Source organism: Nocardia transvalensis, assembly GCF_015477765.1.
In the GTDB taxonomy this organism is placed as follows: domain Bacteria; phylum Actinomycetota; class Actinomycetes; order Mycobacteriales; family Mycobacteriaceae; genus Nocardia; species Nocardia transvalensis_A.
In genome coordinates this window covers 123,056-137,776 of the sequence record NZ_JADLQQ010000005.1, presented here as the reverse complement: position 1 = coordinate 137,776, position 14,721 = coordinate 123,056, and the positions used below count along the sequence as shown (strand labels likewise).

The 14,721-nt window shown below is 67.9% G+C and carries 13 protein-coding genes; 8 read left to right on the top strand and 5 right to left on the bottom strand.

Annotation, left to right across the window (positions count from 1 at the left end; translation table 11 throughout):
• Positions 1–57: 57 nt before the first annotated feature.
• Entirely contained in the window at positions 58–1,215 is a 1,158-nt protein-coding gene (locus tag IU452_RS15675) for a cytochrome P450 (RefSeq protein WP_195109802.1), read from the top strand.
• A gap of 4 nt (positions 1,216–1,219) precedes the next feature.
• Here the strand turns inward: IU452_RS15675 and IU452_RS15670 are convergent, their stop codons facing one another.
• The 5 genes from IU452_RS15670 to IU452_RS15650 are packed head-to-tail and all read right to left on the bottom strand — an operon-like array spanning position 1,220 to position 6,576.
• The gene (locus IU452_RS15670; RefSeq protein ID WP_195109801.1) at positions 1,220–2,083 is read right to left on the bottom strand and encodes a 3-hydroxyacyl-CoA dehydrogenase NAD-binding domain-containing protein; all 864 of its coding nucleotides are present in this window, start codon (positions 2,081–2,083) and stop codon (positions 1,220–1,222) included.
• A gap of 1 nt (position 2,084) precedes the next feature.
• A complete protein-coding gene (locus IU452_RS15665; protein ID WP_195109800.1) occupies positions 2,085–2,999 on the bottom strand; it encodes a hypothetical protein in 915 nt (304 codons plus the stop codon).
• A gap of 21 nt (positions 3,000–3,020) precedes the next feature.
• A complete protein-coding gene (locus IU452_RS39190) occupies positions 3,021–4,205 on the bottom strand; it encodes an acyl-CoA dehydrogenase family protein (protein ID WP_195109799.1) in 1,185 nt (394 codons plus the stop codon).
• Positions 4,206–4,216: 11 nt separating this feature from the next.
• A complete protein-coding gene (locus tag IU452_RS15655) occupies positions 4,217–5,347 on the bottom strand; it encodes an acyl-CoA dehydrogenase family protein (protein WP_195109798.1) in 1,131 nt (376 codons plus the stop codon).
• Positions 5,347–6,576 (bottom strand): CaiB/BaiF CoA transferase family protein, encoded by a 1,230-nt coding sequence (locus IU452_RS15650; protein ID WP_195109797.1) that lies wholly within the window; start codon positions 6,574–6,576, stop codon positions 5,347–5,349. The genes IU452_RS15655 and IU452_RS15650 overlap by 1 nt, the downstream gene beginning before the upstream one ends.
• Before the next feature lie 145 nt (positions 6,577–6,721).
• Here IU452_RS15650 and IU452_RS15645 point away from each other — a divergent pair, with 145 nt between their 5' ends.
• The 7 genes from IU452_RS15645 (at position 6,722) to IU452_RS15615 (ending at position 14,668) form a co-directional block, all read left to right on the top strand.
• The gene (locus tag IU452_RS15645) at positions 6,722–7,612 is read left to right on the top strand and encodes a LysR family transcriptional regulator (protein WP_195109796.1); all 891 of its coding nucleotides are present in this window, start codon (positions 6,722–6,724) and stop codon (positions 7,610–7,612) included.
• A 115-nt stretch (positions 7,613–7,727) separates the two neighbouring features.
• Positions 7,728–8,873 (top strand): aromatic ring-hydroxylating oxygenase subunit alpha, encoded by a 1,146-nt coding sequence (locus tag IU452_RS15640; protein ID WP_195109795.1) that lies wholly within the window; start codon positions 7,728–7,730, stop codon positions 8,871–8,873.
• 5 nt (positions 8,874–8,878) lie between these two features.
• A complete protein-coding gene (locus tag IU452_RS15635; RefSeq protein ID WP_195109794.1) occupies positions 8,879–9,538 on the top strand; it encodes a TetR/AcrR family transcriptional regulator in 660 nt (219 codons plus the stop codon).
• 86 nt (positions 9,539–9,624) lie between these two features.
• On the top strand, positions 9,625–10,686 hold the full coding sequence (pheS, locus tag IU452_RS15630) for a phenylalanine--tRNA ligase subunit alpha (protein ID WP_195109793.1): 1,062 nt from the start codon (positions 9,625–9,627) through the stop codon (positions 10,684–10,686).
• A 34-nt stretch (positions 10,687–10,720) separates the two neighbouring features.
• The gene (gene pheT / locus IU452_RS15625) at positions 10,721–13,222 is read left to right on the top strand and encodes a phenylalanine--tRNA ligase subunit beta (protein WP_195109792.1); all 2,502 of its coding nucleotides are present in this window, start codon (positions 10,721–10,723) and stop codon (positions 13,220–13,222) included.
• Positions 13,223–13,585: 363 nt separating this feature from the next.
• Entirely contained in the window at positions 13,586–13,810 is a 225-nt protein-coding gene (locus tag IU452_RS15620; protein WP_195109791.1) for a hypothetical protein, read from the top strand.
• 159 nt (positions 13,811–13,969) lie between these two features.
• Complete coding sequence (locus IU452_RS15615) at positions 13,970–14,668, top strand: bleomycin resistance protein (RefSeq protein WP_228817922.1); 699 nt, start codon at positions 13,970–13,972, stop codon at positions 14,666–14,668.
• Positions 14,669–14,721 lie beyond the last annotated feature (53 nt).

Genomic DNA, 14,721 nt, shown 5'->3' with positions numbered 1-14,721 from the left:
CGATGTCGATCTCGAATCTGCCGAGACTTCTCGGACCGCAGGGGAGATGATGGCCGGGTGTTGAGAATCTTCGGGGAGGAATTCGCGCGGAACCCATGGCCGGTTCTGGAATCGCTACGCACGGCTGGGGGCGTGCATCGGGTGGCCACCCCTGACGGGCCACCGGCCTGGTTGGTGACACGCTTCGACGATGTGTACAACGGACTGCTCGACCACCGGCTGACACCGCACCTGCGCCATGCCCGCGGCCGCGACTACCGCGGCTTCGATGTGCCGCCACCGCTGGACGTATTCCAGAACAGCGATCCGGAAGTCGTGGCCCGGATGCGCCGGACCGTGACCGCCGAACTGCACCCGCGGCGGGCGAGCGAGTGGGCCGATCGCGCGGGCGAGGTGGTCCGCTCGCAGCTGGAACGGCTCGACGGGACAACCGAATTCGATCTGGTCGAACGACTCGCGGTGCCGCTGCCCGCCACGGTGCTCGCGGACCTGCTGGGGCTGCCCGGCACCGTGCGCGATCAGGTTCTCGAGTGGGCGACGTCGACGCTGCGCCCGGGTGCGGCACCGCGGGCACGGGACACCTTGGCGACCATGCAGCAGATCATCGCCGCCGCCATCGCCTGCGCTCGAGAAGTCGACGACGAGACGATGCTGGCCCGGTTGGTGCAGGCAGGGGAGTTGAACCCGGACGAGCTGGCCGGGGTGGTGTTCTATCTGCTGTTCGTCTGGTACGAGGTTCTCATCGACGTGATATCCGGTGCGGTACTGACCTTTTCGGGCAACCCCGACCAACTGGAGGAGTTCCGGACATCCCCGGATCTACTCGGCGCAGTCGACGAACTCCTGCGATTCCTGTCACCGCAGGTGCTGGCTGGCCCACGCTTCGCGGTCACCGAGATCGATATCGGCAACCACACCATCGATCCCGGCCAAACCGTCCTGCTCTGTCTCGCCTCGGCCAACCACGACGCCGAAAGATTCACCGCCCCGGACGAATTGGACGTGCACCGCACCCACAACCCCCATCTGGCCCTCGGCCACGGCACCCGCGCATGCCTCGGAACGGGAGTGGTCCGCCCGGTCGCCGCCGCCGTACTCACCGAAATCTACGCCCACTGGCCCGGTCTGCGCGTGATCGGCGACGAGGAGTCCCTCCCGTGGCGCTCGGGCTTCCGCCACCGAGGTCCACTCACGGTCCCCGTCAAAACGCAATGACCCGTTATCGGTCCAGCGCCGCCAGAACCGCCCTGGTGCGGCGATCACGCCGGGCGCGCAGGCGTTCGAAGGTCTCGGGACCCGAGCCGTAGGTCTGCTCGACCTGGTCGATCACCTCGTCCATCCGGGCCGGATCGGGCGTTCCGAGTTCGATTTTGGACGTCTCCGCTCCGACCCCGGCGTACAGGTGGCGGATACCGCCGGGCCCGCCGCCGAGCACATTGCCCTCGAACGGTCCGATCGTGGCCCAGCGCAGTCCCAGCGAGTTCAGCATGATGACATCGAGGTCGGCCGGGGAGACCACGCCCTGCTGGACGAGGTGGACGGCCTCCCGGGACAGTGCGCCCTGCAGTCGGTTCGCGACGAATCCGGGCACCTCCTTGCGGATGACCACCGGCACCCGGCCCAGCGCCTTGTACAGGTCCAGCGCCCGCTGGACCGTCGCGTCGGACGTCTGCGCGCCCGGCACCACTTCGACCAGCGGCATCAGCTCCGGCGGATTGAACGGATGCCCGACCAGCACGCGGGAGGCGTCGGAGAGGCCCTGCGCGATCAGGCTCGCGGCGATCGAGGAACTCGAGGTGGCGAGCACCGCGTCCGGTCGCGCATGCGTGAGGATCTCGGCGAACAGGTGCTGTTTGATCGGCAAGCGCTCGGGGCCGTTCTCCTGGACCAGGTCGGCCTCGGCCACGGCCGCGGCGATATCGGCGGCCACGCGGACGCCGTGGTCGTCGCCCAGCTCGGCCGACACCACGGCGGCGATATCGTCGCGCGGGTCGTAAATCGTGACGTCCCAACCGTGTTCGCGGGCGAGCCTGGCCCAGGACAGCCCGATCACGCCCGCGCCGACGACGGCGATTGTGCTCATATCAGATACCTGCGATTCCTGTCAGTTGTTGCCCGGGGAACCGGGCCACGATGTATTCCTCGGCGCCGGACGAGGCGTCCAACGGCACCGCTCGCACCGTTCCCGCGAGATCGGTGACGTAGGCGAGTCCGGCCTCGGCGTCCACGGCCAGCCCGATGGCCTCGCCGAAGTGGCGCGCGAGGATTTCGGGCCGGTCGCCGCGCGCGCCCCTGGGCGGGATCGGCGCGCGGTTGAGTGTGTTCCCGGACGGCTCGGCGCCGCGGTCGGTCCAGTACAGGGTCGAGGAGGCCGGGTCGATGTGCAGATCGATCGGCTCGGGCAACCCGTCCCACAGGACCTCGATATCGGACCGGTTCGCGGAGGTCTCGCCCGCCGGAATATCCAGCCCTGCCCGCAGGATCCGGCCACGCCCACCCTTGGCCGGGCCCTTCTGCGTCCAATAGAGGTACCCGTTGTCGGGGTCGACTGCGACCCCGACACATTCGGCGGTACCGTCGTCGGCCGGGGTATTGACGACGAGGTCGGTGAGTCCGGTCCCGTCGGTGCCGACCCGGCTCACCCGGCACCCCTCCCGATCCGAGAAGTACAGCCGATTCGCCGCGAAATCGGCGGCCAGCTGCTTCCCGGTGGTGAGCGAGCCGACCGGCAGGACGTAGTGGTGATCGGAGCCGTCTACGCGAGCCGACTGCACCGAACCGTTGCGCGGCGAGAAGTCGAGGTCTCCGTCCGTCTCGCCGCCGAGGCCGCGGGGCAGCCCCATCGTCGTCCAATAGAGCCGATCGGTGGCCGGATCGACCACCAGGCCGTCCGGGGCCGGACCGGTATCGGCAACGATGGTGCGGACGCTGTTGTCCGACAGCTCGATTCGTTCGATCACCCCGGTGGCGATCCCGAGCACCAGCAGCGAGCGGAACATCTCGACCTCCTTCTGTGATGCCTACGCGGGCAGTGGTGCCCGGTCGGTGTCGTTGCGCAGCGCGCTGGGTGCGGTGACGGCCGACGCCGAGTTCAGCGCCCGCCGCCGCGCCGCGGCGATGCCGCCGAAGGACTGCGTGAGGGCGGTGAGCCGGGCCGCGTAGTGGCTGACGGCCGTTTCGAAGGTCATGCCGATACCGCCGTGCAACTGGGTGATCTCCTCGGCGACGGTTCGTGCGGCCTCGGCGACGAAGACGAAGGCGTCGTCGGCCGCCTCCGGCAGGGCGACCGCATCGTCGATCTCGAAGGTCTCCAGCGTGGCCGTCGCCCACAGCGTCATCGAGCGCGCCAGCTCGATCTCCGCATAGGCGTCGGCCGCCCGGTGGATCAGCGCCTGGAAGGCCGACAGCGGTACGCCGAACTGCTTGCGGGACTTCAGGTATTCCACCGTCTGCGCCAGCCCCGCCTCCATCAGGCCGACCGCCTCGGCGAGCACCGCGATGCGAGCCCGCGCGAACGCGATCCGCAGAGCGCGGACGGTCTGCGGCCCCGGTCGGCCCAGTGGGGTGGCGGGCGTGGCGTCGAGGCCGACCCGGGACGCGTGGGCCCAGTCGGTGCTGCGGCCGTCGTCACGAGTCAGGCCAGGGGCCTGCGACGACACCAGGTAGACACCGGGTTCGCCCGCGGCGTCGCTGGCGGTCACGAGCAGGAATTGCGCCTGGTCGGCATGTGCCACAGGCGATTTGACCCCGGTGAGCAGGAAGGTGCCGGGATCGTCGGTGCCGACCGCGGCCACCGACGGCGGCGCATCCCAGTCCCGGCCCGGCTCGGCATGGGCGATCGCGCCGATCAGGGTCGCGTCGGCGAGCGCCGGAAGCAGTTCGCTGCGCTGGGTGTCGGAACCGAGCGCCGCTATCAGCCAGGAGGGCAGATAGACGCCGTTCAGCAGCGGCTCCACCGCCGCGTGCCTGCCCAGCGCCTGCTGGACGACATACACCTCCGCAGGTCCTGCCCCGGCGCCGCCGTACTGTTCGGCGACGGTGAGCGTGGTCAGGCCCAATTCGGTCAGCGCAGACCAGACGGTCTCGCTCCAGCCCAGCGGCGAGGTCACCACCGTGCCACGGAAGCCGGGCGTGTAATGCCGTGCGAATGCCGCGTCGGCGGTGTCGAACAACAGTTTCTGATCTTCGTTCGGTTCGAGCTCCACTGCTGCGCTCCTCACAGTCCGAGAATTGTCTTGGCGATGACTCCACGCTGAATCTCGTTGGAGCCACCGAAAATCGAGAGCTTGCGCAGATTCAGGTACTGCGCGCTCGACAGGTCGTCGTCGGCCACCAGCAGCGCGTCCGAACCGGCGGCCTGCATGCGCAGGGCCGAGAGTTCCTGCAGCGCCTGGGTTCCCGCCAGTTTGAGCAGCGAGGAGACAGGGCTGGGCTCGCCGCGTTCGGAGGCTCCGGTGACCCGCAGTTGGGTGGCCTCGATGGCCAGCAGCCGCAACTTCGTCGCGTGCAGCCGGGACCGGAAATCCGGATCGGCGGCGAGGTCTCGCGCCTCGGCGAACCGGGCCAGTTCGGCGAACATGCGCTGGCCGGTGCCGATCTGGGCGATGCCGTCGCGTTCGTTGCCGAGCAGGAACTTCGCGTAGGTCCAGCCCTTGTTCTCCTCGCCCACCAGGTTTTCCGCCGGAACGCGCACGTTGTCGAAGAAGAACTCGTTGACCTCGACTCCGCCGTCGATCAGCCGGATCGGGCGGCGTTCGATGCCGGGGGTTGTCAGATCGAGCAGCAGAAACGAGATGCCCTGCTGTTTGCGCTGCGCCTGCGGATCGGTCCGGGCGAGCAGGAACATCCAATCGCCATACTGGCCCAGGGTGGTCCAGGTCTTCTGGCCGTTGACGATGTATTCGTCGCCGTCGCGGCGGGCGGTCGTCTTCAGCCCGGCCAGGTCCGATCCGGCCTCCGGCTCCGAAAAGCCTTGGGACCACCAGATATCCAGGTTCGCCGTGGCGGGCAGAAACTTCCGCCGCTGTTCTTCGGTACCGAATTCGGCGATGATCGGGCCCACCATGCTCACGTTGAATGCCAGTGGGGGCGGGACCGCGGCGCGCTGCAGTTCGGTCCGGTAGATGTGCGCCTGGGTCGGGGTCCAGTCCCGGCCGCCCCATTCCACCGGCCAGTGCGGCACCGCGAGCCCGTGCTCGTTCAGAATGCGCTGCGCGGTGACGATGTCGTCGCGCGTGGCCAGGCCCTGTGCCGAGCGCTCGCGCACGTCCTCGGGGATCTTACCGAGGAACACCGCGCGCAATTCGTCGCGGAACGCGATTTCCGCGGGGGACAATTCGAGATTCATCACGCCTTCTTTCCCTTGGCTGTGGATCGCACGGACGCCAGGACTTCCGCGGTGCTCTGGCCGGGAAGTTCTGCGTGCCTGCGGATGTCGACGGGTGTGTCGGAGAAACCGAGAGGATTGGCGACCAGCCTGATCGTGCCCTCGGTCGGATGCTCGGCCTCGCGGATCAACCCCATTTCCCGCACGTACTCGTCCTCGGCGAGATGCTCGATATCGAGGACGACGCCGAAGGGAATATCGTTGTCGCGCAGGTAGGTTTCCCATTCCGCGGTCGTCTTCTCCGCCGAATGCGCCAGCACCGCACCCAGGCCCATCAGATACGCGTCGCGATCGGGCTCCTCGGAGTCCCATATCGGTTGGGCCGCAAGGTCGTCCAGACCCGCGCCGATCAGGAGTCGCTTGATGTCCTGCAGGGTGTAGGCCACCGCCGCGATCGCGCCGTCCTTGGTGCGCAGCGCCGCGTGCTCGGGTACCAGGCTGAGGGGGTTGCCCGCCGGGCCGGTCGCCGGAACGTGCACGTCACCGGCCATGTGTTCGACGGCGGTGAGGGCGATCATGGCGTCGGCCATCGCCAGTTCGATCCGCTGGCCGGTCCCGCTCACCCGGCGGTGGTAGAGGGCCGACACCACGCCGAGGGCCAGGTAGAGCGAGGCCGATTTGTCGGCGATGAACGTCGGCATGAACTGCAACGAACCGCTGGCATGTTCCTGCAGGCTGACCAGGCCGCTCACGGCCTGGATCACCTCGTCGTACGCGGGGCGCGAGCTCTGCGTGGAGGACCGGTGGAAGCCCTGGGCGTGGGCATACACCAGCTGCGGGAAGCGCTCGTGGAGCTGGTCGTATCCCAGGCCGAGTCGCTCGAGTGCCTGCCACCGCATATTCGTCACGAAGACATCGCTGCTCTCCAGCAGTTCGAACAGCGCCGCGCGGTCGTCGGCATCCTTCAAATTCAGTGCAATGCTGCGTTTGTTGCGATTGACCTGTAGATACAGCGGCGACATTCCCAAATTCCTGGCCATATCGGGGGAAGGGGAAAAACGGGCACTGTCGTACGGCGGTTCGATACGGATCACGTCCGCGCCGAGGTCGCCCAGGATCTGGGTGGCCAGCGGCCCCATCACCACGGTGGACAAGTCGATGATGCGGATACCGGCCAGCGGTCCTTTCGGCGTGCCGCCGATATTCAGTGGAGAAGAATCGAGTGATTCGACGTGACGCGTCGAAAGCATTGTAAGAACCTTCCATCCGATCCGGTCTGTCGATGATCAACGCTATGTTTCCGATCCCGACAAAGGAATGACCGTTTCCCTCGAAACGGTATGACCACCGTGATAACACCGGCCGGTCGAGGGCGGGTGGTTACGATGCTGCGTTATGGAGATCCGTCACCTGCGGTACTTCCTCGCGGTCGCCCGTGAACTGAACTTCACCCGGGCCGCCGACGCGCTGCGGATGTCGGTGCCGCCGCTCAGCCAGCGCATCAAGGCGCTCGAGCGCGAACTCGGTAAGCCGCTGTTCGACAGATCGACCCACCACACCCGCCTGACCCCGGCGGGGGAAGCGCTGCTGCCCGTCGCGGCGCGGCTCGTCGCCGACTTCGACGCCCTGCCCGCGGTGGTGCGCGCGCCCGCGCCCGGCGCGCGCGTGCGGGTCGCGATCCCCGACTCGCTGAATCCGCAGCACCGCACCCGGATCGTCGCGGCCAATCGGAAGCTGGCCGAGGACTTTCACATCGATGTGCGGCAGATGCCGTCTCTGGCGATGGAGGAGGAGCTGCTCGAGAACAAGATCGATATCGCGTTCTCGCACGTGCCCGCCGTCCACGCGACGTTGAGCGCGACGCTGCTCTACACCGAAGCCTTGATGGTGATGCTGGACGCCGCGCACTTCCCTGGCCGAAAGTCGCTGCGAGTCAGGGATTTACAGGGTTTCACCCACCTACCCGGGCCCAGGCACTGGGAGCTGTCGCCGCAGACGCGCCAGAATCTGGCCGACGTGGGTATCGTCACCGACCCCACGCTGCGATTCTCCGACGGTGGCGGCATGCTCCTGCTGCTGACGACGGGTAAACGGTTCGCGATCGTGCAGCCGGAGTCGGACGTCGCACGCGACGCGGACCGGCACGCGTTTTCCGTGCTGCCCGTCTCCGGTGTCGACATGGTGGTGAGCACCTACCTGATCTGCCGCTCCTGGGACACTCGGGTGGCCCCGGTGACCGATGCCTATCTGAATCACTCGATACCGGCGCGGCCCGCCGACGAGTAGGAGCGACGGGTCCGTCGATGGAGGGAGGCGACCTCCAAATTCTCCTTGACGAGAGGTTATCGGTTGATAACCTGGAGAAGGTTATCGGATGATAACCCAACGAGGAGGTCTCTGTATGTCCACCGCCGTCACCACCGACCATTCCGTCGACGCCCTGCTCGCAGAACTGCACGAGTACCTTGGTGATTCGCCCCCGGCGCTCACCTTGTCGCCCGCCGCCTACACCTCTGCGGAACTGTGGGAACTGGAGCGCGAGCGGATCTTCGCCCGCACCTGGATGCTGGTGGCCCACACCGACCAGCTCGCCGAGCCCGGCGACTATGTCTCGGTGTCGGTCGCGGGCGAAGCGGTTGTCGTCGTGCGCGCCGACGACGGGCGACTGCACGCGCTCTCGCCGATCTGCCGCCACCGGCTGATGCCGCTGGTCGCGCCGGGCGCCGGGCGAACCAACGCCTTCACCTGCCGCTATCACCTATGGAAGTACGGCCTCGACGGCCGTCTGCGCGGCGCGCCGTACATGGGCGGCAACAAGGAATTCGACCCTGAGCAATGCCGCCTGCCCGCCTTCGCCGTCGAAGAGTGGAACGGCCTGGTCTGGGTGAACCTCGACGCCGAGGCCGAATCCCTGTCGGCGCACCTGGATCTGATCGCCCCCGAGTACGCCAACTACCGCCTCGATCAGCTGGTCCAGGTGGATGCGTGGCGGCTGGAGTGGAGGGCCAACTGGAAGTTGGTCATGGAGAACGGCCACGAGAACTACCACGTTCTCGGCCTGCACCCGAAGACATTGCAGCCGTACATGCCCGGCGGCGCCGACATACACATCGACTCCTATTCGCCGTGGGTCTCCAATATCCGCATCCCTCTCGCGTTCCGCGCGGAACCGGGGTCGCTGGAGCTGACCGAGATGCAGAAGACCCACGGCATGCTGGTGATGGCCTTCCCCTGCGGGGCGTTCATCGCCATGGGCGACCAGGTCGTGTGGTTCAGTTTCATTCCGCTGGCGATCGACCGGGTGGAGGTCATCGGCGGTGTCCTCACCACACCCGACCTCGCCGGTATCCCCGAGGCCACGGCCCGCACCCAACAGGCCGTGACCGCGATGATCAACGAGGAGGACCGGTCGGGACTGGAAGACGTGCAGCGGGGTACCGCGTCGCGCTTCACCACGCGCGGACACCTCAGCCCGAAAGAACAGCCGGGGATCTTGGCGTTCTACCGGAACCTCGCGCACGCGATGGGAGGTTCATCGATACCCTGATCGGTATGTCGCAGCCCCCGACCTGGAGCCCGGCGGCCGAACGTATCCTGCGCACGGCTGCCGAACTCTTCGCCGTGCGGGGGTACTCCGGCACCTCCACCCGCGATATCGCCTTCCGGGTCGGCGTGCAGCAACCGGCCATCTACAAGCACTTCTCCGCCAAGGACGACATCCTCGTCGCGCTGATTCGCTCGGCCGTCGACCGCCCCTTGGCGTTGGCCGAGCGGCTGGACGCGGTCTCGGCGCCGGCCGTGGTGAAACTGCATTGCTGGTTGCTGGACACGCTGCGGCATCTGCACGATTCGCCGTATCTGCTGGCGTCGATTTTCAGCGCGCCCGAACTGCAACAGGATCGCTTCGCTGCGGAGCGGGATCTGCTGGAGCGACTCGAACAGGTGGTCGTGAGCCTGGTGGCGGCCGGCCAGCGCGAGGGTGACATCCGTCCGATCGACACCGTCTCCGCCGCGCGGCTGGTGCTGGCCCTGTTCGATGCGCTGGCGTTGCCGGGGATCGCGGTCAGCCCGCCCGAGATCACCGAATTCGCCCTGGCCGGACTGCTCGCCGACCCGGCACGCCTGCCGGAGATCGCCCGCAGCGCCGATGAGCTGGCCGTGCCGTCGAATGTGCCTGCTGGGCGGGTGGGAAATGCGGGTGAGACGGGCTGATTACATCGCTTACGATGCGACCAGCAACAATGTGGGTGGGCATCCCGCCTGCAGACCGGTACCAGCCAGGGGAGTGACGAAGCATCGTGGCCGACGACAACGCACGAGCCGAGCAGACAGCGGCACTGAGCGAAGAGTCGCTCACTGCCGCGGCCGAAGCCGCGGAGAAGGCGTTCGCCGCTGCCACCGACCTCGACGCGCTCGCCGCCGCGAAGACCGAATATATGGGCGGAAAATCGCCCATCGCGCTGGCACAGCGATCGCTCGGCAGCCTGCCCAAAGATCAGAAGGCCGAGGCCGGTAAGCGCGTCAACGTGGCCCGCGCCCGGGTGTCGGCGGCGTATGAGGCTCGCCACGCCGAACTGCAGGCCGAGCGCGACGCCGCGGTGCTGGTGGCCGAGGCCATCGATGTCACCCTGCCCGCGCGGCGGCAGCCGGTGGGTGCGCGGCACCCGCTCACCACCCTGTCCGAGCGGATCGCCGACGTCTTCGTGGGGATGGGCTGGGAGGTCGCCGAGGGGCCCGAGGTGGAGACCGACCACTTCAACTTCGACGCGCTGAACTTCCTGCCCGACCACCCCGCGCGGACCATGCAGGACACCTTCTACGTCGCGCCCGAGGGGTCGCGGCAGGTATTGCGCACCCACACCTCGCCGGTGCAGGTGCGGGCCATGCTCGAACGGGAGCTGCCGATCTACGTCGTGTGCCCCGGCCGTACGTACCGCACCGACGAGCTGGACGCCACCCACACCCCGATCTTCTCCCAGGTCGAGGGGTTGGCTGTCGACAAGGGCCTGACCATGGCGCATCTGCGCGGCACGCTCGACGCGTTCGCGCGGGCGCTGTTCGGCCCCGAGACCCGAACCCGCATGCGCCCCAGCTACTTCCCGTTCACCGAGCCGTCCGCCGAGGTGGACGTCTGGTTCCCGGACAAGAAGGGCGGCGCCGGCTGGATCGAGTGGGGCGGCTGCGGGATGGTGAACCCGAAGGTGCTCATCGCCAGCGGCATCGACCCGGAGGTGTACAGCGGCTTCGCCTTCGGTATGGGTCTGGAGCGCACGCTACAGTTCCGCAACGGCATTCCCGACATGCGCGACATGGTCGAAGGCGACGTGCGATTCACGCTGCCCTTCGGCATCCAGTCCTGACCGTCCCCCGAATAACGAGGAAGCGAAACGTCAAGTGCGAGTAGCGCAGTCGTGGCTGACCGAAGTCCTGCAGCGCACCAGCCCGGAGTGGTCGGTGACGCCGGAAGAACTCGACGCCGGGTTCGTCCGGGTCGGACTCGAGGTCGAGGAGATCGATAAGCTCGAGCGGGTCGAGGGGGAGGTCGAGCATCCCCTGGTCGTCGGGCGGGTCGCCGAGATCACCGAATTGACCGAGTTCAAGAAGCCCATCCGATTCTGCAAGGTCGACATCGGCAAGCCCGAGCTGCAGGAGATCATCTGCGGCGCAACCAACTTCGAGGTCGATGACCTGGTCGTGGTGGTGCTGCCGGGCGGTGTGCTGCCGGGCGGATTCAAGATCACCTCGCGCAAGACCTACGGGCACATCTCCAACGGCATGATCTGCTCGGTCGCCGAACTCGGCATCGGCAAGGACCACTCCGGCATCCTGGTGCTGGAGCCGGGGACCGCCGAGCCGGGCACGGATGCCAACGCGCTGCTGGGACTCGACGACACGGTGGTCGAGCTGGCCATCACCCCCGACCGCGGATACGCGTTCTCCGTGCGCGGCCTGGCGCGCGAGCTGGCCTGCGGATTCGACCTGGAATACGCCGATCCCGCCGTGCGGACGCTGCCGGACGATGAGGCCGAGGCGTGGTCGGTGCGGCTGGAACCGGAGTCGCTGTGCACCCGGTTCGCGGTGCGCCGAGTGACCGGGATCGATCCGGCGGCCGTCAGCCCGTGGTGGTTGCAACGGCGACTGCTGCTGTCGGGCGTGCGGCCGATCTCACCCGCCGTCGATGTCACCAACTACGTGATGCTCGAACTCGGGCAGCCGCTGCACGCCTGGGATGCGTCGAAGCTCAACGGCGGCTTGGTGGTTCGCCGCGCCCACAAGGGTGAGACGCTGCGCACCCTCGACGACGTGGAGCGCGTGCTGGACGCCGAGGACGTGGTGATCGCCGACGATTCCGGTGTGCAGTCGCTGGCCGGTGTGATGGGCGGCGCGAGCACCGAGGTGAGCGGCGATTCCACCGACATCCTGCTGGAGGCGGCGACCTGGAATCCGGTTGCCGTCGCCCGCACCGTGCGCCGCCACAAGCTGCCGTCGGAGGCCGCCAAGAGGTACGAACGGGTCGTCGATCCCGAGGTCAATGTCGCCGCGCTCGACCGGGCCGCCAGCCTGCTCGTCGAGATCGCCGGTGGCACTGTGGAATCCGCACTCACCGACGTGCGGGTGCCGACGCCGGGTCCGCAGCCGATCCGCATCGATATCGACCTGGCCGACCGGACCGCGGGCGTCGGTTATCCGACCGGCACCTCCGCGCGGCGGCTGGCTCAGATCGGCTGTGCCGTCGAGGTGGGTGTCAGCGAATCCGGGCACGGGCAGCTCGTCGTCACCCCGCCCAGCTGGCGTCCGGACCTGACCCAGCCCGCCGATCTGGTGGAGGAGGTGCTGCGGCTGGAGGGTCTGGAGCAGATTCCGTCCGTGCTGCCGAGCGCACCCGCCGGACGTGGTTTGACTCCCACCCAGCGTCGCCGCCGCGCCGTGAGCCGGGCGCTGGCGTTCGCCGGATGTGTCGAGGTGCCCGCGCCGATCTTCATGCCCGGCGGAGCGTTCGATACGTGGGGGCTGGACGCCGACGATTCGCGCCGCAACACCCTGCGGGTGCTGAACCCGCTCGATGTCGAGCGGGCCGAGCTGGCCACCACACTGCTGCCCGGCCTGCTGGAAGTGGCCGCCCGCAACATTTCTCGCGGCGAGCGTGATCTTGCGATCTACGGTATCGCGCAGGTGGTGCTGCCCACGCCGAATACCCGTGCGGTGGAACCGCTTCCGGTCGACCGGCGGCCGACCGACGAGCAGATCCGGACGCTGCTGGAATCGCTGCCCGAGCAGCCGGTGCATGTGGCGGCCGTGCTGGCCGGGCGGCGGGAGCCGCGCGGTCCGTGGGGTCCGGGTAGACAGGCCGAGGCATCGGATGCCTTCGCGCTGGTCGACGCCGTCGCCGACGCGGCCGGGGTGACCATCGAGCGCCGTGCCGCCACGCACCTGCCGTGGCATCCGGGCCGCTGCGCCGAACTGGTCGTCGACGGTGAGGTCGTCGGCCACGCCGGTGAACTGCATCCGGCGGTGCTGGAGCGCTCCGGCCTGCCGCCGCGCACCTGCGCCGTCGAACTCGACCTCGACGCCCTGCCTTTGCGCGAAACCCGTTCCGCTCCAGCGGTTTCACCGTTCCCCGCGGTCCTGCAGGACGTGTCGGTGAGCGTCGACAAGCAGGTCCCCGCCGCCTCGGTCGAATCGGCACTGCGCACCGGCGCGGGCGCCCTGCTCGAGTCCATCGCCCTGTTCGACGTCTACGAGGGCGCCCAGGCGGGCGAGGGCCGCAAATCCCTCACCTACGCCCTGCGCTTCCGCGCCGGCGACCGCACCCTCACCGAGGACGAGGCCAGCGCCGCCCGCGACGCAGCCGTCGCCGCCGCCTCGGACGCCGTGGGCGCGGTCCTGCGCGGCTAGCCTGCCGGCCCGAACCCTTCCCGAGCGCGGCCCACGACTTCGTGGGCCGCGCTCGGCCGTATCACCCCGCCGACGGAGTGCACTGGCATCGGCGTTTCCGGCTATGGTGGCCGGGCGTTCCACGCGGGCAGTGCGGCTACATATTCGCAGGTAGCAGAGGTAAGGCCGCTGTTAAGTGAGTGAGGCTCGTCACAATAGCCTGCCCAACCGTATCGTCTGCTGAAAGTTTGCCGACGATACTGTCGTGACCTGTATTCACCCGACGATCCGCCGGAATGAACAGGTCAGATCGGCCCCCATTGACGGGACTGCCAACAATTCGCCGTTCCTGCACTAGGTCGGCAGAAAGAAGGAGACTCGAGAATGCGGAAATTGACGATCGCCATCGGCCTCGCGGGAGCGCTGACCTTGTCCGGTGCGGCCGTAGCGCAGGCGTCGCCCCCCGGCCCGGAGCCGGACTGGAGCACGAAGAGCCCGGCATGCCAGGCCCTGCACGAACCGCTGTACCAGTTCATGATGAACAACCCACCGGCGCTGTGGCCGCTCAACATTCCGGTCACGGTACTGCTGAACGTCGTCTGCGCCTGACGGCCAGGGCGCGCGCCGGCCGGTGGCGAACATCGCGCCATCGGCCGCTGCGGGCGTTCGCGATCGACCGGAGATAGCACGAAACCGCCGATGACCAGGGAAAGTTGGGGTTCTCACTTTCATGTGCGCGCGGCGGGGTCGATCCCTACCTTCGGGAATATGACGGAGAAGACGATTCCCAGGCTGATGACCCGATCGATCGATGTGATGGCCGAGTTCTACACCGCGCTGGGGTTTGAGATCACGTTCCGGCAGACGGTGCCGTACCAGTTTCTGAGCGTGAAGCGCGGGGGTATCGAGCTGAACTTCTACGGAGACAAGAAGTTCGATCCGACGTCCTCCACACATGGCTGCCTGGTCGACACCGATGACGTCGACTACCTGTACGCGGTCTTCACCGAAGGGCTGCAGGAGGCCTTCGGGTCGGTGCCCACCCAGGGAGTTCCGCGGGTGGGTGCGTTGAAGGACAAGAGCTACGGGGTGCGAGAGTTCCTGGTGACCGATCCCGGTGGGAACACCCTCCAGATTGCGCAGCCGATCAGCGAGGACCAGCGGCACCGGCCGTTGCCGAAGGCGACGTTCGACCGGGCGATCCACATGGGCTCGCTGTTCGCGGATTCCAAGCAGGACTTGGAGTTGGCGGTGAAGGTCCTGGACCGGGCTCTGCATCGGACCGACGAGGAGCCGACCGCGGTCCAGCTCGTGAAGTTGCTGGTGCTGCGGGCCGACGTGGCGGTCCGCCAAGGCGAGCCGCACCTCGCCCGAGAACTGCTGACCCGCGCCAAGTCGGCCGGGGTCGGCGGACCGGAACTGGCCGACGACCTCCGGCGGATCGCGGAACTCGAAGCCGGGCTGTGAGCTGTCGGTGCCGTTGCTGATCGACATCGACGACAGCGAGGAGATGGTGGTGC

Bases quoted from the DNA above. Each gene is read 5' to 3' on its own strand.
- IU452_RS15620 (WP_195109791.1), top strand. From the start codon at position 13,586: ATGCGGAAATTGACGATCGCCATCGGCCTCGCGGGAGCGCTGACCTTG.
- IU452_RS15665 (WP_195109800.1), bottom strand. From the start codon at position 2,999: ATGTTCCGCTCGCTGCTGGTGCTCGGGATCGCCACCGGGGTGATCGAA.
- IU452_RS15635 (WP_195109794.1), top strand. From the start codon at position 8,879: ATGTCGCAGCCCCCGACCTGGAGCCCGGCGGCCGAACGTATCCTGCGC.
- IU452_RS15650 (WP_195109797.1), bottom strand. From the start codon at position 6,576: ATGCTTTCGACGCGTCACGTCGAATCACTCGATTCTTCTCCACTGAAT.
- IU452_RS15640 (WP_195109795.1), top strand. From the start codon at position 7,728: ATGTCCACCGCCGTCACCACCGACCATTCCGTCGACGCCCTGCTCGCA.
- IU452_RS15645 (WP_195109796.1), top strand. From the start codon at position 6,722: ATGGAGATCCGTCACCTGCGGTACTTCCTCGCGGTCGCCCGTGAACTG.
- IU452_RS15670 (WP_195109801.1), bottom strand. From the start codon at position 2,083: ATGAGCACAATCGCCGTCGTCGGCGCGGGCGTGATCGGGCTGTCCTGG.
- IU452_RS15615 (WP_228817922.1), top strand. From the start codon at position 13,970: ATGACGGAGAAGACGATTCCCAGGCTGATGACCCGATCGATCGATGTG.
- IU452_RS15655 (WP_195109798.1), bottom strand. From the start codon at position 5,347: ATGAATCTCGAATTGTCCCCCGCGGAAATCGCGTTCCGCGACGAATTG.